Annotated in this window: 22 protein-coding genes; all 22 read left to right on the top strand. The window is 50.3% G+C overall.

Going from position 1 to position 18,660, the window contains the following annotated elements; genetic code table 11:
- Position 1: 1 nt before the first annotated feature.
- The gene (locus tag PRIO_RS29765) at positions 2 to 964 is read left to right on the top strand and encodes an XkdQ/YqbQ family protein (protein WP_020426181.1); all 963 of its coding nucleotides are present in this window, start codon (positions 2 to 4) and stop codon (positions 962 to 964) included.
- Between the two features lie 5 nt (positions 965 to 969).
- On the top strand, positions 970 to 1,266 hold the full coding sequence (locus PRIO_RS29760; protein WP_020426182.1) for a DUF2577 domain-containing protein: 297 nt from the start codon (positions 970 to 972) through the stop codon (positions 1,264 to 1,266).
- Complete coding sequence (locus PRIO_RS29755) at positions 1,263 to 1,694, top strand: DUF2634 domain-containing protein (RefSeq protein WP_020426183.1); 432 nt, start codon at positions 1,263 to 1,265, stop codon at positions 1,692 to 1,694. Before PRIO_RS29760 ends, PRIO_RS29755 begins: the two co-directional genes overlap by 4 nt.
- Complete coding sequence (locus PRIO_RS29750) at positions 1,687 to 2,745, top strand: baseplate J/gp47 family protein (protein ID WP_020426184.1); 1,059 nt, start codon at positions 1,687 to 1,689, stop codon at positions 2,743 to 2,745. The genes PRIO_RS29755 and PRIO_RS29750 overlap by 8 nt, the downstream gene beginning before the upstream one ends.
- Positions 2,746 to 2,749: 4 nt before the next feature.
- Positions 2,750 to 3,163: a hypothetical protein gene (locus PRIO_RS29745; RefSeq protein WP_020426185.1), complete on the top strand. Its 414-nt coding sequence runs from the start codon at positions 2,750 to 2,752 to the stop codon at positions 3,161 to 3,163.
- A 1-nt stretch (position 3,164) separates the two neighbouring features.
- Positions 3,165 to 4,187, top strand: coding sequence for a DUF2793 domain-containing protein (locus PRIO_RS29740; protein WP_020426186.1), 1,023 nt, complete (start codon positions 3,165 to 3,167; stop codon positions 4,185 to 4,187).
- Between the two features lie 12 nt (positions 4,188 to 4,199).
- Positions 4,200 to 4,535: a hyaluronate lyase N-terminal domain-containing protein gene (locus PRIO_RS29735; protein ID WP_020426187.1), complete on the top strand. Its 336-nt coding sequence runs from the start codon at positions 4,200 to 4,202 to the stop codon at positions 4,533 to 4,535.
- A gap of 2 nt (positions 4,536 to 4,537) precedes the next feature.
- The gene (locus tag PRIO_RS29730) at positions 4,538 to 5,149 is read left to right on the top strand and encodes a YmfQ family protein (RefSeq protein ID WP_020426188.1); all 612 of its coding nucleotides are present in this window, start codon (positions 4,538 to 4,540) and stop codon (positions 5,147 to 5,149) included.
- Between the two features lie 11 nt (positions 5,150 to 5,160).
- A complete protein-coding gene (locus PRIO_RS29725; RefSeq protein ID WP_020426189.1) occupies positions 5,161 to 6,741 on the top strand; it encodes a C1q-like domain-containing protein in 1,581 nt (526 codons plus the stop codon).
- The gene (locus PRIO_RS29720; RefSeq protein WP_081487084.1) at positions 6,698 to 7,234 is read left to right on the top strand and encodes an XkdW family protein; all 537 of its coding nucleotides are present in this window, start codon (positions 6,698 to 6,700) and stop codon (positions 7,232 to 7,234) included. The genes PRIO_RS29725 and PRIO_RS29720 overlap by 44 nt, the downstream gene beginning before the upstream one ends.
- A 54-nt stretch (positions 7,235 to 7,288) precedes the next feature.
- A complete protein-coding gene (locus PRIO_RS37260) occupies positions 7,289 to 7,420 on the top strand; it encodes a hypothetical protein (RefSeq protein WP_020426191.1) in 132 nt (43 codons plus the stop codon).
- 302 nt (positions 7,421 to 7,722) lie between these two features.
- Positions 7,723 to 8,031 carry a hypothetical protein gene (locus tag PRIO_RS29715; protein WP_020426192.1) on the top strand — a complete coding sequence of 103 codons (309 nt, stop codon included), beginning with the start codon at positions 7,723 to 7,725 and terminating at the stop codon, positions 8,029 to 8,031.
- Position 8,032: 1 nt separating this feature from the next.
- Entirely contained in the window at positions 8,033 to 8,230 is a 198-nt protein-coding gene (locus tag PRIO_RS29710) for a hypothetical protein (RefSeq protein ID WP_020426193.1), read from the top strand.
- Positions 8,217 to 8,609, top strand: a complete 393-nt coding sequence (locus tag PRIO_RS29705; protein ID WP_020426194.1) for a hypothetical protein — start codon at positions 8,217 to 8,219, stop codon at positions 8,607 to 8,609. Before PRIO_RS29710 ends, PRIO_RS29705 begins: the two co-directional genes overlap by 14 nt.
- On the top strand, positions 8,581 to 9,279 hold the full coding sequence (locus PRIO_RS29700; RefSeq protein WP_039785526.1) for a M15 family metallopeptidase: 699 nt from the start codon (positions 8,581 to 8,583) through the stop codon (positions 9,277 to 9,279). Before PRIO_RS29705 ends, PRIO_RS29700 begins: the two co-directional genes overlap by 29 nt.
- A gap of 103 nt (positions 9,280 to 9,382) precedes the next feature.
- Positions 9,383 to 9,664 carry a holin gene (locus tag PRIO_RS29695; protein WP_020426196.1) on the top strand — a complete coding sequence of 94 codons (282 nt, stop codon included), beginning with the start codon at positions 9,383 to 9,385 and terminating at the stop codon, positions 9,662 to 9,664.
- A 299-nt stretch (positions 9,665 to 9,963) separates the two neighbouring features.
- The gene (gene ppc, locus PRIO_RS29690) at positions 9,964 to 12,756 is read left to right on the top strand and encodes a phosphoenolpyruvate carboxylase (RefSeq protein WP_020426197.1); all 2,793 of its coding nucleotides are present in this window, start codon (positions 9,964 to 9,966) and stop codon (positions 12,754 to 12,756) included.
- Between the two features lie 538 nt (positions 12,757 to 13,294).
- Complete coding sequence (gene sigW / locus PRIO_RS29685) at positions 13,295 to 13,861, top strand: RNA polymerase sigma factor SigW (protein ID WP_020427142.1); 567 nt, start codon at positions 13,295 to 13,297, stop codon at positions 13,859 to 13,861.
- 122 nt (positions 13,862 to 13,983) lie between these two features.
- A complete protein-coding gene (locus tag PRIO_RS29680; protein ID WP_020427141.1) occupies positions 13,984 to 14,598 on the top strand; it encodes a zf-HC2 domain-containing protein in 615 nt (204 codons plus the stop codon).
- 207 nt (positions 14,599 to 14,805) lie between these two features.
- A complete protein-coding gene (cdaA, locus tag PRIO_RS29675; RefSeq protein ID WP_020427140.1) occupies positions 14,806 to 15,636 on the top strand; it encodes a diadenylate cyclase CdaA in 831 nt (276 codons plus the stop codon).
- On the top strand, positions 15,629 to 17,089 hold the full coding sequence (locus PRIO_RS29670; RefSeq protein ID WP_046505843.1) for a CdaR family protein: 1,461 nt from the start codon (positions 15,629 to 15,631) through the stop codon (positions 17,087 to 17,089). The genes cdaA and PRIO_RS29670 overlap by 8 nt, the downstream gene beginning before the upstream one ends.
- 110 nt (positions 17,090 to 17,199) lie before the next feature.
- Positions 17,200 to 18,540, top strand: coding sequence for a phosphoglucosamine mutase (gene glmM, locus PRIO_RS29665; protein ID WP_020427137.1), 1,341 nt, complete (start codon positions 17,200 to 17,202; stop codon positions 18,538 to 18,540).
- Positions 18,541 to 18,660: the final 120 nt, after the last annotated feature.

Raw genomic sequence — 18,660 nt, 5'->3', positions numbered from 1 at the left:
TATGGAACTGCTGTTGAAAAATAAAGAAGGGCTCCTGTGGGATATTGCCGGGATTGTCTCAGATCTTTCCTGGAAGACGTCCCGGGCAGGCAAGCCGGCAACGCTGGACATGACTATTATCGACAGCGGCATCTATCAGCACCCCAAATTTAAGATCAGCAACGGGGATATTGTCCAGTTCCGCAAAGATGGCATCAATGTATTCTACGGGTTCGTGTTCAGCATTGATACCGGGAGTGATCAGCAGATCAAGCTGACGGCCTATGACCAGATCCGCTATCTGCTCGGCAACGGAAGCTACGTGCTTCAGGATGTTACAGCCAGTGAGCTCATTTCAAAAATTGCCAAGGACTACGGATTGAAGACCGGAGTGCTTGAAGAAACCACATACCGCATGCCTTCTTTAATAGAAGATGATAAGAAGCTGCTGGATATTATTATGAGGGCTATTGGCGGTGAGCTGGAGAAGAAGGGGCGGCTAATGGCTTTTTATGATGACTTCGGCCAGCTGACGCTGCGGGGAATGGACTCGATGAAGCTTGATCTGGTGCTGGGAGCAGGACATTATCTTTATGACTATTCGCTCAAAAAAAGCATTGATGACGATACCTACAATACGATCTATCTCTATAAGGACAACAAAGAGAGCGGCAAGCGGGAGTTCTACCCGGTCAGCGACCCGGAGAATGTGAAACGCTGGGGTATTCTGCATCTCTACAAAAAAGCCGATGACAAGGCGAACGCCGCACAGATTCAAGAGAACGCAGACAACCTGCTGAAGCTGCATAACCGGGAAAAAACAAGTCTTTCCGTACAGGCCATAGGCGATCTGCGGGTTCGTGCAGGCAACCTGATTTATGTGCTGTTGGATGCGCTGGACACCAGACTGTTTTTGGTGGAGCAATGCAGCCATAAGATTTCTGGCGGGGAGCATACCATGTCCCTGGATATAAAGGTGGTGTAGAAATAATGCTCGATATTATAAAAAAAGCAAGTCTCGGCGCCGTAGGGAGTACCAACCCTGTGGCTTTTTCGTATGGGACGGTAACCGTGGCAGCACCGCTGCAGATTCAGGTGGACCAGCGGTTTATTTTGTCAGGAGCCGCTCTGGTTCTTCCCGAATCCGTCATGGAGAGCAAGCTCGAATGGGATGGAAGGGAAATTGTTCTGCGCCGGGGGCTTGAGAAGGGGGACCGTGTCCTGATGGTCCGGATGCAGGGCGGGCAGAGTTACGTTGTACTGGACAGGCTGGTGGATCCGATATGATACCCGTAATTGGAAATGCAGGCCCGATCACCGCACCTCTTGAAGGAGACACCTCCTTGGGGAACACTGAAATGTCCAGTCTGACCTACAGAATGGATTGGGACAAAAAACGAATTACGAGCCGGTTGGACGGCCTTGAAGCAGTGCAGCAGGCAGTGGCCAAAATGCTGCGGACAGACCGTTATGAGCATCTGATCTACAGTTCTGATTACGGGACTGAGTGGAGTCTTGTGCTGGGAAAAGACAGGCTGCTGGTGAGAGCTGAAATCAGGCGTATTGTTAGTGAAGCATTGCTTCAGGATGAGCGGATTATCGGGCTGGAGGACACTAAGGTTTCTTTTAACGGAGATAATCTGAGCTTTAGCTGCAAGGTGATTACCCAGTACGGAAATTTCGAGCTAAGAAAGGAGATGAGTGAGGGTGTATGAAGATCAGACGTTCGAGGCTCTGCTTGGGCGGATGCTGGACCGTGTGCCATCCAGCCTGGATAAACGTGAAGGCAGCATCATTTATGATGCGCTGGCTCCGGCGGCCGCCGAAATGGCTCAGATGTATATTGAGCTGGATGTAAACAGCAATCTGTTTTTCGCGGATACGGCTACTGGTGAATATTTGGAACGCAGCATTGCCTGGTCGGGAATAACCAGACGTGCCGCAAGCAAGGCCGAGCTCAAAGCAATGTTCTATAATAGCGCGAGTGGACTGCTGGATGTTCCGCTGGGCAGCCGTTTTTCGCTCGATTTGCTGCATTATACGGCGGTGGAGAAGCTGGCTCCGGGAACCTACAGGCTGGAGAGCGAAACAGCGGGGGAGGAAGGCAACCGGTATTTTGGCTCCTTGCTGCCTATTGATTATATTCCTGTTCTGGCACGCGGAGAGATAACAGCCCTGCTGATTCCCGGTGAAAATGCCGAGGATGACGAGGCGCTGCGCCAGCGTTATCTGGAGTCGGTCAGACGCCCGTCAACGAGCGGCAACAAATATCATTATATGGAATGGGCGCTGCAAATAGACGGCGTAGGGGGAGCGCGGGTTTTTCCGTTATGGAATGGACCGAAGACGGTGAAAGTGGTCATTGTGGATGCCGCGAAGCGGCCTGCCTCAGAACTGCTGGTGTCGCAGGTGCAGCAATATATCGATCCTGTCTCTGGACAGGGTGAAGGCCAAGCGCCGGTGGGTGCGGTAGTGACTGTGGCGGCTGCAGCCGGGAAAAGCATCAGCGTGAGCGCCAAGGTTACACTTGCTTCCGGTTATAGTCTGCAGGAGGTAATCGATGCTTTTAAGGAGATCCTGGAGAAATACCGCAAGGAAAAGGCCTTTACTGCGTCCTATATCAGCCAATCTGTAATAGGTTCACTGCTGCTGGATACAGAAGGCGTTGTGGACTATAGCGGGCTGAAGTTGAACGGCGTAACGGGCAATGTCACTCTAAGCGAAACTGAAGTGCCGCTGTTCAGCAGCGTCGTGCTGGAGGTGTAGGGTGATGGGATACCCGCAGCAGATTGATGAATTTACGGACAAGCTGAACAAAAAAGCAAACGGCGGCAGCTATGTTGTTGAGGAGAAACTGTTCCTTACAGATGGGGTTTACAGCGGTCTGCTCGCACATGACAACATTAACAACCAGAGCATTGCGGTGTACACAGGTTCCCGTTACAGCGGAGTGGAGCTGCGGAATTTCTCAGTTTCTTTTCCGGATGAAACGCCTTGGCGGAGGATGATTAAGATTTTTGCCGAGGTTCCTGAAGTCTATGTCACTTATGAGACACCGGGCGATACTGTGGAAGCCGATGACATCAATGTCCTGCAGTGGGGGCTGACTGCTGCCCAAAGGGAGCTTGAACGCTACAAGGCAACGGGACGCATAGACGGAGGATCTTTTAGAAGAGAGGTGTAAAATGGCACAAACCATTCAAGTAAAACGCGGCACCCGGGCGGAGCTTGCTGCTTATGGAGTTCTGCAGGCGGGCGAGATGGGCTTCTGCACAGATACCAAGGAAGTCTATATTGGTGACGGCACCTCCAACTCCATGGTGGGCCGGGCGATGTCCGGTCCGGAGGCTTCACGTCCGGCAGCCGCTTCTGCGGGGCGGGTATACATTGTAACCAGCGGAACGAACAGCGGCTATTTGTATTTTGACGATGGCGCGGCCTGGCGCCGGATCAATGTGCAGAAGCTGAGTGATCTGACAGGGTCAGTGGACGAGGTTGCCGATGGGGCAACCTATGCCAAGGTACTGAAGGCAGACATCACGGCAGGACATATAAATAAGATCTCTGACGGTACAAATATCAAAACTGCAGCTGAGATCAAAACCCATATCGACGATGCGTCCAAGCACCGTGTAATCAATGATGCGGGAACGGCTATTACCGATCTGTGGTCAGCACAAAAAATCAGGAATGAGATCGAGCTGGCCAAGCATAACATCGAGCCGCAGAGTTCAGTGAAGGACCAGAATCTGGCCGTTCCCCCGGCGAGTCCTGCGGAGGGCGACCGTTACATTATTCCTGCGGCGGCAACAGGCGTCTGGGCGGGCAAAACCAGTCAAATTGCCGAGTATCAATCTGCGGCATGGGTGTATTATACACCGGCTGTGGGCTGGACGGCTTATGTTGACGATGAGCAGAAAATCTACAGCTGGAACGGCAGTGCCTGGGTTCGTACGGGTGGAGCATTACAGACGATTACAGCCGGCAATGGCCTTACCGGGGGCGGACAAGCCGATTCAGTAACACTGAACATTGGGGCAGGCTACGGGATTGGTGTGACGGCCGATGCGATTGCAGTGACCGCCGGCAAAGGGATCACCGTCGATGCGAACGGTGTAGCGGCCAATGTAGATGGAAGCAGCATCGTATACGACACAGTTAATGGCAACCGGCTGATGGTGGGTGCTATTGACGGCGGCACATTCTAGGGGGCGATGATAATGGCTCTGAAGACTTTAATTCAAATCCGCCGCGGCCAAGAAAGCGCACTGGGAACTCTTGCTGTTGGCGAACTCGGGTTCTGCACCGATACAGGCAAGCTCTACATCGGTACGGGCACTGTCAACAAACTGCTCGTAGCCTCACAAAGCACCGGTGATATGCTGAAAAGCATCTATGACACCAACAACAACGGCAAAGTGGATTACGCGCAGGCGGCGGATACCGTACCTTGGTCAGGGGTAGACGGGAAGCCGGCGGTGTATCCGCCAGCGGCTCATACGCATGAGTACATGCCTAAAGGCCCGCTGAGCTGGAATCAGCTTAAAGGGGTGTAACTATGACCTATGGCGAGAATTTATACGGGACCATAAGCTATTCTTCCAGTCCCGCGACACAAGACGGGCCGGAATTTAGCAAGCCTGACCTGATGAAATACCTGCCGGAGTATTATCAGGGTGTACTTGAGATGGAGCAGATCCAGGATAGCCATGCTGCGGAATGCGGACAGCTGGCCTATTCGATAGAGGATTCAGCATTGCAGACGAATGTGGAGTCGGCAACCTGGGGGCTTGCGCGCTGGGAGAAGGTGCTGGCCCTGACCACGGACAATACCAAATCCTATGCCGCCCGCCGGGAAATGATCAAGGCCAAGCTGCGCGGAAGCGGGACCACTACGCCGGAGATGATCCGGCGGACGGCGTCCGCTTTTTCCGGAGGGGATGTTCAGGTTGTGGAGGTGCCGGGAGCATACAGCTTTGAGGTGCGTTTTGTAGGGACGCTGGGCATCCCGGAGAACATGGCAGGGTTAATCCAAATCATAGAAGAGATTAAGCCTGCACATCTGGATTATAAGTTTGTGTACAGCTATACCTGGTGGAATTCGCTGAAGTCACTCACCTGGAATGCTGCGCACGCCAGAACATGGAATGAATTAAGAGTATACGAATAGGAGTGTGAACTATGCAGACTACGGGCAATTTGGGGCTGAAAAAGCCGGATGGCACAGATATAGTCGATATCGCCGATTTGAACGGTAATATGGATGTTTTGGATACTGCCGTTAAAAATGTGCAGGATCATGCCGTGGATACGGTAAAGCATATTACAGCGGCGGAACGCACCGCTTGGAATGCTAAGGCTTCCACAGCTGCAGCCACTGCTAGCGCTGCCGGACTGATGGCCGCAGCGGATAAGGCGAAGCTGGACGGAGTAGCGGCCGGAGCCAATAAATATGTACATCCCAATCATACCGGGGATGTGACCAGCACAGGGGATGGGGTTACCGCGATTGCTCCCGGGGTTATTGTAAACGCGGATATTAACGCGGCTGCGGCAATCGATGCAACCAAGATCGGCACTGGCGTTGTATCGAATGCGGAGTTTGGGTATTTGGATGGAGTGACCAGCGGGATACAAGGACAACTCAACAGTAAAGCGCCTTTGGCGACCACCCCGCAGCAGACGACAGCGGATATTACCTATTATGTGCGTACGGATGGGAACGACGGTAATAATGGATTGGCGAATACGGCGGGTGGGGCGTTTAGGACGATTCAAAAGGCAGTTAGTATGATTCCTGATACCGTCAACCATTTTGTGGCAGTAAATGTTGCGGCTGGTACGTATGCAGAGATTATTAGTCTATCTGGATATTCAGGATCTGGTCAAATAGCTGTGATGGGTGACAGTGTTGTATCTACGAGCAGAACGGTAGATGCAATTAAAATGTACAGCAACTCATGTTTTGTTACAGTAAATGGGTTCAACTGTTTGCCCCCTAGTGGTACTAATGCTGTTTCAGTAATATCAAGCGTCGGTGCCTTGATCAATAATATAAACAGTACTGTCGCCGCAGGAACAGGTGCCGGTTTAGATGTGAATTTAAGCAATATTAGAGCAACGTCATGTAATTTTTCCAACAAATTCATTGCAGTTAATGCCGTTAATGCCAGCGTTGCGTATATCGAGAATTTCACAGGTTCAGGAAACACTTGGGGAAATAGAAGTGTTCTCGGTTCTGTAGTCACAGCGGCAGGAACTCGTGTAACAGGTACTAGCGGAGATTCAAGTGATAACGGAATTTTAACCTACGGCGGTGTTATTAACCCATGGGGAGATAATACACATGACATCAGAGCAATAGTGTGGTGCGGCGGGCTGGCTTCAGGTTTAACAACCACCGCGTCCGCGTGGAATTTGCTTAGATATGTAATTTCCACCAATCAACAAAGCGGGTACAACACCACTACGGGAGTATTCACTAGTCCACAAACAGGTTGGTATAAAATCAAAGCGGCTGTCCAGTTACAGAGTGCCCCGGCTGCCACTTATCAACTCGGTATACTGCAAAATGGTTCTAGCAGATGGATTGCGGATGTTTTAACAACGACTGTGACCACACATACTTTCTTATCAGGAGACATATTCCTGTATCTCCCAGCTGGACAGACTGCTGCCATACAGCTATACACAGACATGTATTCCGTTGCCATAGTAAATGGCATGGATACAACCCACCTTGAAATTGTGCGAGTTGCATAAAAAGAATGGAGATGATGAAATGATTTTATCGCTTGCTATAGAACAGTTGTTTCCAACGGCGGAACCGAATAAAGATTTTGAAGTATGGGACAACGGCCCGGAACCCATCCTGCGGCCCGGAGCCGAGGAAAAAGGCCGAGTCCGCTACGAGATCAAGCCGCCGAAAGAAGGCGAGAAACCAGCAGAGGACGTCCATTATCGCTACGGTATCGACTACAACCTACTCACTGAGGGTGAGGATTACGATATCGTAGAGCGTGGACCCTATATCGCAGTCTGGAACCTGGATAAGCCCCAGCCGACAGAAGCCGAGCTGCAAGCCGCTTGGGAAGCCTACCAGGAAGCCGAAGCCAACAAGCCGCCGGAACTTACTGGGCTTGAACAGCTCCAAAAGGAAAATCTTCTGCTGAAGTCGCAAAACAATGCTCTGTCTGAGAGGGCTGACTTTATTGAAGATATCATTGCAGAGATGGCGATGAGGGTCTATCAGTAATAACCAGCCTGCTCTATATGGTTGAAGGTCAAAATGGGAAGAAGGTGATTTTTAATGACTATGTTTTTCGCACAGCGTGTAATCTTGGGGAAAACCAAGTTCGCTGAAGTTCCAGCAATATTGAAAGCTGGCGTAAAAGAAATCCTGGTGGATAACGGACTTGAGTTCCTGACTGAAGAAGTATAGATAAACGCTAGCGCCTGCTATGGCGTTTTTATTTTGCCCCCGGGGACCCGGGGGTTTTTGTACATCAATATATAATGAACTTGAAAAATGAATAAAAGGGTAGAAGTGCGGAGGGGAAGTTTGGAACTGTAGGAGCGTTAGCGTCCGCCTTTGTCTGCGGATTTCAACCGTTATAAACGGTATACATTCAAGAAATCTGCAGACAACAGCGGCTGGAAGTCCAAACATTCTCTGGAGTCACGGCCAATCCCAAAATAGAAAAATCACAAGTTCAGTTAATATAAAAAGAAAGGGGTGAAACAATGAACAGCAACGACGTAGCAAACTTGGAGAAAATTCTTCCCCTGGCTGATAAATATGGGCTGGCTTATATCGTGGCCCTGATCCTGCTGGTGATTGTTCTGGTGCTTTTGCGCTCGATTGTCAAAGGGAATCTGGTGCCGCGTGAACTGCTTGAACGGGCTGAAGAAGACCGGGACCGTCTGCAAAATATTCTGGATAAAGAGCGCTCAGATTTCATGGCACCCACGCTTGAAGTGCTGCAGAGACTGAAAGTTGATTACACATCAAGCGGTGTGAATGTAGTAAATGAAGAAGATCGGGGAGGATAACGTGCTGAGTAGATGGATCAAACGATTATCGCCCCTGCACCGGGAAAAGGAAAGGGAGCTGACCCAAGCCTCGGCCCGGGTAATGTTCTCTATCCTTCGATATAAGGACGTATCCAAAGAGATTCAGGAGGAGATCCAAAATAACGGATTTGCCGAATTTCTAATCTATGATCGGGGTGTCAACAATGGGCGTAATTGATGTTTTGCTGTTAATTGCATATTCGATGTCTTTGATTTGTGCGCTGCTGCTGATAGCTGCGCTTTTTTTGTATTTTCGCAGACGTCTGCGGGCAAAGGCGGTCAGCCTGTTTATGGTGGCAGCCTTTTTCTTTCTGAGTGCCTACACCGTCCAAATGGCAATCGCCTTGTGGATTCGCTTCACCGCAGTGCCTGGAGCAGGTGCTGTGCTGGCATCACTCCAAACAGAGGCCTTGGCGGTTGCCCAGACCGGAACCACAATTGGGCTGCTCATCCTAACCTTATTGGTGTTCACGAAACGTCAGGATTTGTTCATTGTTCTCCAGGAGGGCAAGAAGGGAGGAGCAAGCCATGCTGACCCTGACACAAATCAAAAATAAATCCGCTCCCCGGCTAATCGGCCTGCATCCCGTCGTACTCGCAGCAGTGGGTGCTCTAATCGAACGCTGTTACGCCTGCGGTGTCCCGATCCTCATTACGCAAGGGCTCCGGACGGCTGCTGAGCAGGATGCGCTCTATGCTCAAGGACGCACGAAGTCGGGGGCGATTGTTACTAATGCCCGGGGAGGACAGAGCTACCACAATTATGGCTTGGCGGTTGATTTTGCATTGCTGCTGCCGAATGGCTCAAGCGTGTCCTGGGACATGGCGCGCGACGGAGACAATGATCAGGCAGCGGATTGGCTGGAGGTGGTGCAGCAGGCTAAGCGGCTGGGTTTTGAATGGGGTGGAGACTGGACGAGTCTGAAGGATTATCCCCATTTTCAGATGAGCTTCGGATTGACGCTTTCCAAGCTGCGAGCGGGAGCACAGCCTTCAGTACAAGCGGTGGAAGCGGCGTATAAGCTAATCAACGGAAGGACTAAGGAGGAACAGAATCTGAATAGTGATGTGATTACCATAGTAAAAGTAAATGGCGCAAAAATAGCCGACGGCCGGTTAGAGCACGGTGTAACTTATGTGCCGGTACGTGCTGTAGCGGAGGCGCTGGGAGCTTCAGTCGGTTATGATCCGGTTACCCGAACCGTTGAGATTACAAGTGGCCGCTAGAATAACCGCAGCTGTATATTATGAATAATCAGCAATACTTACCCTGAATTGGAAACATTAACATACTTGAGCGGTAAACGCGAAACTTAAAGGAGTGATTTTTATGATCCAAACTGGTATTCTGGATAATGTATTGGCTTTTGCATCGGTATTAGCGGTATTTACACTTGCCTTGGTGCAGTTGATCAAAAATAATATCAATCTTCCGCGCAATGCCGTGCCTTTTATCGGACTTGGGATTGGGCTGCTCATAGGGGCTGCTGCGTATCCTTTTACCGATCTGGGGCTTACGCTCCGGTTATGGTCAGGGGGGCTTGCCGGATTATCCGCGACAGGTTTATTTGAATTAGCCTTCAATGACCGCCCGGGAACCACTCAAAAATAATACGTGAATTTAATTGACAGCCGGCTCCCTGGAGCTGGCTTTTTTTGTGTGACTGCGTGATATATTATCACACCAAAACTACATAAACCCGACGCAGATCAGGCAGCATAAATAGGAAGAGCTACATATATTTTTTTAGACTGTATAAACAGCTGGATTGGTGTATAATCGTAATTGCTGTATCGCTTTACCGCGTAATAAAGTTGGAGATTTCCGGGCAGTTTTATTGTATGATATGAGGAAAGCTTCAAATAGACAATGTTAAAAGCATTGATCCGGAAGAGGATGGGGGGAGCAGCATGACCGAACTTACGACTGCCGTGAGCAAAAGCAACTCAAACAATCTGCTGCGGCGTGACGTACGGTTCCTGGGGAATATTTTGGGCGAAGTCTTGGTTCACCAAGGCGGCAACGAACTGCTGGAGATCGTAGAGAAGATCCGCGAAACCAGCAAATCGCTGCGCTCATTGTTTTTGCCTGAACTGCACAATGAATTCAAGGAGCTAATCAATTCACTTGATCCTGAGAATCGACACCAGGTGATACGGGCGTTCGCTATTTATTTTCAATTGGTGAACATTGCCGAGCAGAACCACCGGATTCGCCGAAAACGCGACTACGAACGTTCAGCCGGGGAGACTGTACAGCCTGGTTCTATCGAAAGCGCGATTCAGGAGCTCCGCGAGCGGGATTTCTCACACGAGGATGTTCATGAGATCATGAACGGCCTGTCTTTGGAGCTGGTCATGACAGCTCACCCTACGGAAGCCATGCGGCGGGCGATCCTTGATATTCATAAGCGTATCTCCGATGACGTGATGGGTCTGGATAACCCTACCCTGACCTTCCGGGAACGCGAACAGCTGCGTGAGAAGCTGCTGAATGAAGTCATTACCTTGTGGCAGACGGATGAACTGCGTGACCGCAAGCCTACGGTACTGGATGAAGTCCGCAATGGAATGTACTATTTCCATGAGACGATTTTTCAGGTGCTGCCGGATGTGTATCAAGAACTTGAACGATGTCTGAGCAAATATTATCCGGGCCAGAATTGGCATGTTCCAACCTATTTGCGTTTTGGCTCGTGGATCGGCGGAGACCGTGACGGCAACCCTTCAGTAACCGCGGCTGTGACCTTACAGACCCTGCGTTTGCAGCGCAAGCTGGCGATTCGGGAGTATCAGCGCATTATGCGCGAACTGATGCAGTATCTGAGCTTTAGTACAAGCATCGTCAAAGTAACGCCGGAACTGCTGCAATCCATTGAATCGGATCGGGACATTATTCAACTGGATAAGGCGAAATCCTGGCATAATGATAATGAGCCGTACCGGATTAAGCTTGCCTATATGATCGCGAAGACACAGAACGTTATGGATGATGAGAAAAAAGGTACACCTGAGCGCTACGCTTCACCGGAGCAATTTATAGATGATTTGAATGTGATTGACCGCAGTCTGCGCCATCACTATGCCGACTATGTTGCGGATACCTACATTAAGAAACTGATTCGTCAGGTAGAGCTGTTTGGATTCCATACCGCGACTCTTGATGTCCGCCAGCACAGCCAGGAGCATGAAAATGCCATGACAGAGATCCTGGCCAAAATGAATGTTACGCAGGATTATGCCAAGCTGCAGGAGAACGAGAAGATCGGGCTTCTGGAAAAGCTGCTGAATGATCCGCGTCCGCTGACTTCGCCGTATCAGACCTACAGCGAAAGCACGGAGGAATGCCTTGCTGTGTACCGTGCCATTTTTACGGCGCAAGAGGAGTACGGCAAACAATGTATCACTAGCTACCTCATCAGTATGGCTGAAGCCGCGAGCGATATTCTGGAGGTTATGGTGTTCTCCAAGGAAGTCGGCTTATTCCGCAAAGACAACGATGGAACTGTTGTTTGCACACTTCAGGCTGTGCCGTTGTTCGAAACCATTGACGATCTGCATAATGCACCGCAAATCATGCGGACATTGCTCAACCTGCCGATCTACCGTGATGCGGTTAGGGCGATGAATGACCTGCAGGAGATCATGCTGGGATATTCGGACAGCAACAAGGATGGCGGCGTAGTTACCGCTAACTATGAGCTGCGGGTGGCACTCAAGGAAATTACAACTACGGCGGATGAATTCGGCATCAAACTGAAATTTTTCCATGGCCGCGGCGGAGCCCTTGGCCGTGGGGGCATGCCGCTGAACCGCAGTATTCTGGCTCAACCAGCTTCGACGATTGGCGGCGGCATTAAGATTACAGAGCAGGGCGAGGTCATCTCCTCACGGTACTCGATGCAGGGAATCGCCTACCGCAGCTTGGAACAGGCAACCTCCGCGCTGATCACGGCAGCGATTAATGCCAGATCGCCGCAGGCTGATCTGTACGACCCTAAATGGGAAGAGATTGTGGCCCGGATTTCTGAAGTATCACTGAGCAAATATCAGGACCTGATCTTCCGTGATCCGGATTTCCTGAACTACTTTAAGGAATCGACGCCGCTTCCTGAGGTTGGAGAGCTTAATATTGGGTCGCGTCCTTCCAAACGAAAGAATAGCGACCGCTTTGAAGACCTGCGTGCGATCCCTTGGGTTTTTGCCTGGACACAGAGCCGTTACCTGCTTCCTGCATGGTACGCTGCCGGAACGGGGCTGCAGAGCTTCTACGACGACAAGGAAGAGAACCTGAAGATCATGCAGCATATGTATGAAAAATTTTCGTTCTTCACTACGTTAATTGATACTCTGCAAATGGCGATTGCCAAGGCGGATCTGATTATTGCCAAGGAATACGCCGGCATGGGCAAAAATGAGGAGGCGCGTCAGCGCATCTTCGGACAGATCGAAGCGGAATTCAAGCTGACCTCCGAGCTGATTCTCAAAATCACCGGACAGCAGGATATTCTGGATAACGTTCCTGTCATCCAGGAATCCATTCGCTTGCGGAATCCTTACGTTGATCCGCTCAGCTACCTGCAGGTGCAGCTCTTGTCTGAGCTGAGAGCCCTTCGTGAAGCCGAGGGCGATGACGCCGAGCTTCTGCGCGAGGTGCTGCTTACCATCAACGGCATTGCCGCCGGACTGCGGAATACCGGCTGATATTATAGTGGACCTGGAAGCCGGCCCGGCCGCTTCCCAATCCCCGTCTGCCTCTGTATTGGAGGCCGGACGGGGATTTTGTTTTGGTAACCGGGACTTGGGAATCCGGTAGGGACGGGTTCAAAAAACGGAGCTGCAAGGATCAAGCAGCTTCCTGCCTTTTGCCCCTGCCCATTGTTGCCGATGTGATTTTGGGCAGAGCGGCAAAGTAACTCTAGGGTATAGGTGAGGAGAAGGCATGGAGAAGAATTTTGGAACTGTAGGAGCGTCAGCGACCGCCTTTGTCTCCGGATTTCAACCGCGAACAGCGGTACAAATCAGGAAATCTGGAGACAACAGCGGCCGGAAGTCCAAATATTCTTAGGAATGCCGCCGTATCCACCTGCCCCTACTGTGCAATTATTTTTGCCCAATATATATAGAAGGTAACAATACTATCCTTGATTTTTACACAAACTTGAATTACGATTTAAGAGCTTGTACCGTGGACAATCAAGAGATGAACGACCAAGGGCGGCAAGTCTGGGGGAGTTAACAGGTGGAGAATTTGGAAGGCAGATTGACAAAGCTCGCCTTGAAGGGCGACCAAAGGGCATTTGCCGAGCTTGTGGAACTATATAAAGACAAAATATATCATTTGGCCTACCGGATGCTGAACAACCGCCATGAGGCAGAGGATATTGTTCAGGAAACGTTTTTGCGTGTATACCGGAATTTGGACCGTTACGATGACAAACAGAAATTTTCAACCTGGATCTACCGCATCGGCACGAACCTTTGTATTGACCGGCTCCGCAAGCGGCGGCCGACGTATTCATTGGATGCCGAGATGAATGACCAGGAGGGGATTGACGGCTATTCCATGATCCCCAGCGATAATGTGACCCCGGAAACGGAACTGCTGCTCTCCGAGACGCAGAGTCTGATCTATGAGGCCATCGACAGCCTGCCTGTGAAATACAGGTCGGTGATGATTTTGCGTTATCTGCAGGATTTATCTCTTCAGGAGATTAGTGACGTCATGGATATGCCTGTAACTACGATTAAGACCCGCGTGCACCGCGGGCGGGAATTTTTACGTAAAAAATTAGGCCCCAAAATGTAAAAATAGATTATTTTTTATGAAACGCCTGACGGGCAGCGACGTATGTAAGTTAAGCAAGTCTTATGCGCTCTGCCCCTTTGCCATGTAATAATTAAATAGCACTCATGAAAGGATTGGCTCCTATGGAATGCAAACTGGCCGTCTCTATGATGCACGACTACCTGGATGACGACTTGCCCGAACTGCAGCAGAGGGAATTGAAGGAGCATCTTCTATCCTGTACAGATTGCCGTGCCAAGTTCAAAGAATTGGAACAGACCGATATGCTGATGTTTTCCCTGATGCACCAGAATCCTGTGGCTTCTGAGGATCTTGTAGGCCGGATTATGAATTCATTACCGCATGTCAAGAAGGAGCGGGCTTTTATTACCTGGATCAAACGGCATCCTGCGCTTACAGCGGCGTCCGTATTTATTCTCGTAATGCTGATGAGCTCCGTTACTTTTTGGAATCAGGATCGGCAGCTTGTTGTCAGGGGAAGTGACCTGGAACAGGTTGTCATCAAGGGTGATACGGTTATTGTACCTTCCGGCAAAACAATATCCGGTGATCTGACGGTGGAGAATGGAAAAACTCAGGTGTATGGTGAAGTGAACGGCAATGTGACGGTGATCGACGGTTCCTTGTATCAGGCTTCAACAGCCCATATCTCCGGGCAAGTCAAAAGCATAGACCAAGCGGTAAGTTGGCTCTGGTATAAAGTGACGAACATGTTCTCTGAAGTTGCCTACCGTTAATAACACTTGGTCACTTTTAGCAGAAATATCATTTGCGCCTCTTTTTCCGGAAAGATGGCGCTTTTTTGCTGCCTGGAAATATCATGCGGTGAATCCCTGCGGGTCTAAACTTGCAACCTGGGCTGGAACGTTATAACCTAGATATGTTACAGAACTTACAGACATTTTACATAAACCCAGCTAATATGAATTGACGGGGGTTTTGGCATGAGTTATTTTTCAGACATGACATGGAAAGATTCCATTAAAGATATAATCGATATACTGATCGTCAGCTATATTATTTACAAAGTGCTCAATATGGTGCGCGGAACCCGGGCGGTTCAGCTGCTCAAGGGGATTCTGGTGCTGGTTGTGATTTGGGCACTGAGCACACTGCTCGATTTGTATACCCTCAAATGGCTGATGAACCAGATTTTTACCTTCGGGATCTTTGCGATATTTATTATCTTTCAGCCGGAACTGCGAAGGGGGCTGGAGCAGCTTGGCCGGGGCAAGTTTTTTGGACGGGCTGCCGAGAACGATGAAGAGATCAGCAAGCTGATCGGTGAAGTCATTAAAGCTGTGAATTATTTGGCGCAGCGAAAAATAGGGGCGTTAATTGTCTTCGAAAGAGCTACCGGGCTTAATGAATATACGGAATCCGGTATTCCTATGCGCTCTGTGGTCAGCTCCGAGCTGCTGATCAATATTTTTATTCCGAACACGCCGCTGCATGATGGTGCGCTGATTATGCAGGAAGGGCAGATTGCCGCTGCCGCCTGTTATTTGCCGCTGTCGGAGAATCCGTTTATCAGCAAGGAGCTGGGGACACGCCACCGCGCCGCGATCGGGATTAGTGAAGTGGCCGACTCTGTCTCCGTTGTAGTCTCGGAAGAGACCGGACAGATTTCGCTGGCGATTAACGGGCAGATCGTGCGCGATATTAAGGAAGAGTCCTTGATCTCCAAGCTGTATGAGGAGCTGCGTGCCACTTCATCGCTCAAGGAGAAAAGCTCCGCTTTCTGGAAACGGAAGGGAGATAAGAACAATGGATAAGTGGATGAAGAATAACAATTTTAACAAAATTCTTGCCCTTGCCCTTGCGATTATCCTGTGGACCATTGTCCATGTAGATACTGCACCTACCAGCCAGACCACGGTCAACAAGGAGTCCAAAATTATCGAAAATGTTAAGATAGAGGTCAAAGGATTCGATGAGGACAAATATGTAATCACGTCCCAGGATGCCGTAAGCGTCAGGCTCGAGGTCCTGGGCAAAAAATCGGATCTTACCTATAAATTTTCGGATGCGTATAAAGTGTGGATTGATTTAAGCAACATTCAACCGGGGGATACCACACTGCCGCTTCATTATTCACTTCCAAGCGGAGTGACGCTGCAGGATATTAACCCCAATGAAGTGAATGTCCGTGTGGAACTGCGGAATACCAAGTCTTTTCCTGTTTCCATCGTTACTAAAGGGAAGCCGGCGGCGGGTTATCAGGTGGGTGCTCCTGTCATAGATCCAGCGGAAGCGCAGGTTACGCTGGCTTCAAGTGAGCTTAGCAAGGTGTCCAAGGTACAGGGGACCATTGAATTGGATGGTGAAAGCGAGACGATTAAGGATAAAAAGCTGAAGCTGTACGCAGTTGACAGCAGCGGCAATGAGATTAAGGATGCGGTCATCGAGCCGTCCACTGTTACTGTGGATCTGCCGGTCACTATGCCATTCAAAAGCCTGCCGCTTGACATCAGCTTTACCGGCCAGCTTCCAGGAGCGTTGGCGTTGTCCCGGGTGTTGCCCGAGCAGGACACAGTAACGGTATATGGAACCGAAGAGTCCTTAGCCGGTTTATCCTCCTATGAAGCAACGCTGAATTTAAGCGCAATAGATTCCGCAGGTACAAAAGAGCTGAAGCTGGAGCTGCCTGCTCCGGAAGGCACGGTGAAGATTGAACCTGCAGTCTTGAATGTCTCTGTAGTGACCTCGGAAGTAGCCGAGAAAACCATCGATAATATCCCCATTAAGCTGGAGGGGGTAGACAACGGGCTATCCGCCCGGATCACAGATCCAGCCAGCAAAGCTGTTACTCTGACGGTATCTGGAGCCCCGGCTTTACTGAATCAGCTGGACAAAAATAATATCAGTGTGGTGGCGGATGTTGTTGGCCTCAAGGCCGGGAACCATGCCGTAACGCTGCATGTCTCGCTGCCCAGGTTCATTGCTCTCGCGAATGCTTCGCAACGGCTCACGGCAACGGTAGAACTGCTGGCTCCGGCAACGCCGGAACCCACAGCGACGCCGGATAACAGCAGTGCAGCAGTGACCCCTGAGCCAACTACGGAGCCAGCCTTCGTTGAAGAAAGCCCCACAGCACCTCCACAGAGTCCGGACACTGCTGATCCTACAGCCACACCAACCCCTTCCGAAGGAGTACCGGAGAACGGCGCTAATTCAGGTGCTCTTAACGGAGTTGGCAACAATGTAAGCAGTACGGATGGAACGTAACTTTTTCAGCCGGTCGGCGTCTAACCTGTGAGTCAGAAGCACACGAAACAAGAATTCATTCATACAATAATTCATTAAGCTGAAGCAGCGTATTCTAAAGGAGAAAACAGATGGGTAAGTATTTTGGTACAGATGGCGTGCGCGGAGTTGCAAACCGTGAATTGACTGCAGAAATGGCCTATAGCATCGGCCGCTGCGGAGGATATGTATTGGCAGGAAATGTGGAGAAGCCCAAGGTGGTTATAGGCATGGACACGCGGATTTCGGGTCCACTGCTGGAATCGGCGCTTGTAGCGGGCCTGTTGTCCATTGGAGCCCGGGTCATTCGTCTGGGCATCGTAAGCACGCCTGCGGTGGCTTATATCACCAGATTGCTGAAGGCTGATGCGGGAGTGATGATTTCTGCTTCGCATAATCCGGTTGAAGACAACGGGATTAAGTTTTTTGGCGGAGACGGCTTCAAGCTGACAGATGAAACCGAGCTGCGGATTGAAGAGCTGATGGATGCCGAAATCGATGAATTGCCGCGCCCTGTAGGTGCGGGTCTGGGGACAGTAAGCATAGATAATGATGCAAAATATTTATATTTGGACTATCTTAAAACAACGATTTCCCATAGCTTCGCTGGACTTAAAGTGGTACTGGACTGCGCCCATGGAGCAGCCTATGAACTCGCGCCGCGCTTGTTCAGAGAGCTGGGGGCGGAAGTGATTGCCATCGGTTCGGAACCGGATGGACTGAACATTAATGACGGCTTTGGCTCCACACATCCGGAGACGCTGCGAGAGGAAGTTCTGCGTCAGGGTGCGGATCTGGGACTTGCTTTTGACGGGGATGCTGACCGCTTGATTGCCATTGATGAGAATGGCGACGAAGTCGACGGAGACTTTATCCTCTGTATTTGCGGAGATGCAATGAACCGTGCCGGCAAGCTTAAGGATGGCACCATTGTGTCCACAGTTATGAGTAATATCGGATTCTACAAAGCGACAGAGAAATTGGCACTGAACACAGCAAAGACCGCAGTTGGTGACCGTTACGTGATGGAAGAAATGCGCCGGGGCGGATACAATTTGGGCGGGGAACAGTCCGGACATGTGATTTTCCTGGATTACAACACAACAGGTGACGGTATTCTGACCGCGATCCAGCTGGTGGAAACAATGAAGTCATCGGGCAAGAAGCTCAGTGCGCTGAAATCGATGATGACCAAATATCCGCAGGTGCTGGTGAATGTTCGCGTACAGGATAAGACCAACTATCCGAACAATCCGGCGATTGAAGCGGCTATTCAGGAAGTGGAAGGCAAGCTCGGCGATAATGGCCGTGTGCTGGTGCGTCCTTCCGGTACAGAGCCGTTGATCCGCGTGATGGCGGAAGGTCCGGATAAGGCGGAACTGGATCTTTATGTTGGCCACATTGTTGATGTTGTTCAGCGTGAACTGGTGTAATTAATCAGATTAATGTTAGAGTTGTTCAGCCGGTGGAGGGAGTGCTTGATCTGCTTCAGCGGCTGAATATTTAAATTTATGTCCATTCTTCTGTGCGAACTGTCAAAAGTATTCCTGTAA

The sequence above is a fragment of the Paenibacillus riograndensis SBR5 genome (genome assembly GCF_000981585.1).
GTDB classification, from domain to species: Bacteria; Bacillota; Bacilli; order Paenibacillales; family Paenibacillaceae; genus Paenibacillus_AQ; species Paenibacillus_AQ riograndensis.
Note: the sequence above shows the minus strand (reverse complement) of the source record. Positions and strands in the feature narration are given on the sequence as shown.

Coding starts and splice junctions, on each gene's coding strand:
- ppc (WP_020426197.1), top strand. CDS start 9,964: ATGACCGAACTTACGACTGCCGTGAGCAAAAGCAACTCAAACAATCTG.
- PRIO_RS29715 (WP_020426192.1), top strand. CDS start 7,723: ATGAACAGCAACGACGTAGCAAACTTGGAGAAAATTCTTCCCCTGGCT.
- PRIO_RS29755 (WP_020426183.1), top strand. CDS start 1,263: ATGATACCCGTAATTGGAAATGCAGGCCCGATCACCGCACCTCTTGAA.
- PRIO_RS29730 (WP_020426188.1), top strand. CDS start 4,538: ATGACCTATGGCGAGAATTTATACGGGACCATAAGCTATTCTTCCAGT.
- PRIO_RS37260 (WP_020426191.1), top strand. CDS start 7,289: ATGACTATGTTTTTCGCACAGCGTGTAATCTTGGGGAAAACCAAGTTC.
- glmM (WP_020427137.1), top strand. CDS start 17,200: ATGGGTAAGTATTTTGGTACAGATGGCGTGCGCGGAGTTGCAAACCGT.
- PRIO_RS29725 (WP_020426189.1), top strand. CDS start 5,161: ATGCAGACTACGGGCAATTTGGGGCTGAAAAAGCCGGATGGCACAGAT.
- PRIO_RS29760 (WP_020426182.1), top strand. CDS start 970: ATGCTCGATATTATAAAAAAAGCAAGTCTCGGCGCCGTAGGGAGTACC.
- PRIO_RS29720 (WP_081487084.1), top strand. CDS start 6,698: ATGGCATGGATACAACCCACCTTGAAATTGTGCGAGTTGCATAAAAAG.
- PRIO_RS29765 (WP_020426181.1), top strand. CDS start 2: ATGGAACTGCTGTTGAAAAATAAAGAAGGGCTCCTGTGGGATATTGCC.
- PRIO_RS29700 (WP_039785526.1), top strand. CDS start 8,581: ATGCTGACCCTGACACAAATCAAAAATAAATCCGCTCCCCGGCTAATC.
- PRIO_RS29745 (WP_020426185.1), top strand. CDS start 2,750: ATGGGATACCCGCAGCAGATTGATGAATTTACGGACAAGCTGAACAAA.
- PRIO_RS29740 (WP_020426186.1), top strand. CDS start 3,165: ATGGCACAAACCATTCAAGTAAAACGCGGCACCCGGGCGGAGCTTGCT.
- PRIO_RS29735 (WP_020426187.1), top strand. CDS start 4,200: ATGGCTCTGAAGACTTTAATTCAAATCCGCCGCGGCCAAGAAAGCGCA.
- PRIO_RS29695 (WP_020426196.1), top strand. CDS start 9,383: ATGATCCAAACTGGTATTCTGGATAATGTATTGGCTTTTGCATCGGTA.
- PRIO_RS29680 (WP_020427141.1), top strand. CDS start 13,984: ATGGAATGCAAACTGGCCGTCTCTATGATGCACGACTACCTGGATGAC.
- PRIO_RS29670 (WP_046505843.1), top strand. CDS start 15,629: ATGGATAAGTGGATGAAGAATAACAATTTTAACAAAATTCTTGCCCTT.
- cdaA (WP_020427140.1), top strand. CDS start 14,806: ATGAGTTATTTTTCAGACATGACATGGAAAGATTCCATTAAAGATATA.
- PRIO_RS29705 (WP_020426194.1), top strand. CDS start 8,217: ATGGGCGTAATTGATGTTTTGCTGTTAATTGCATATTCGATGTCTTTG.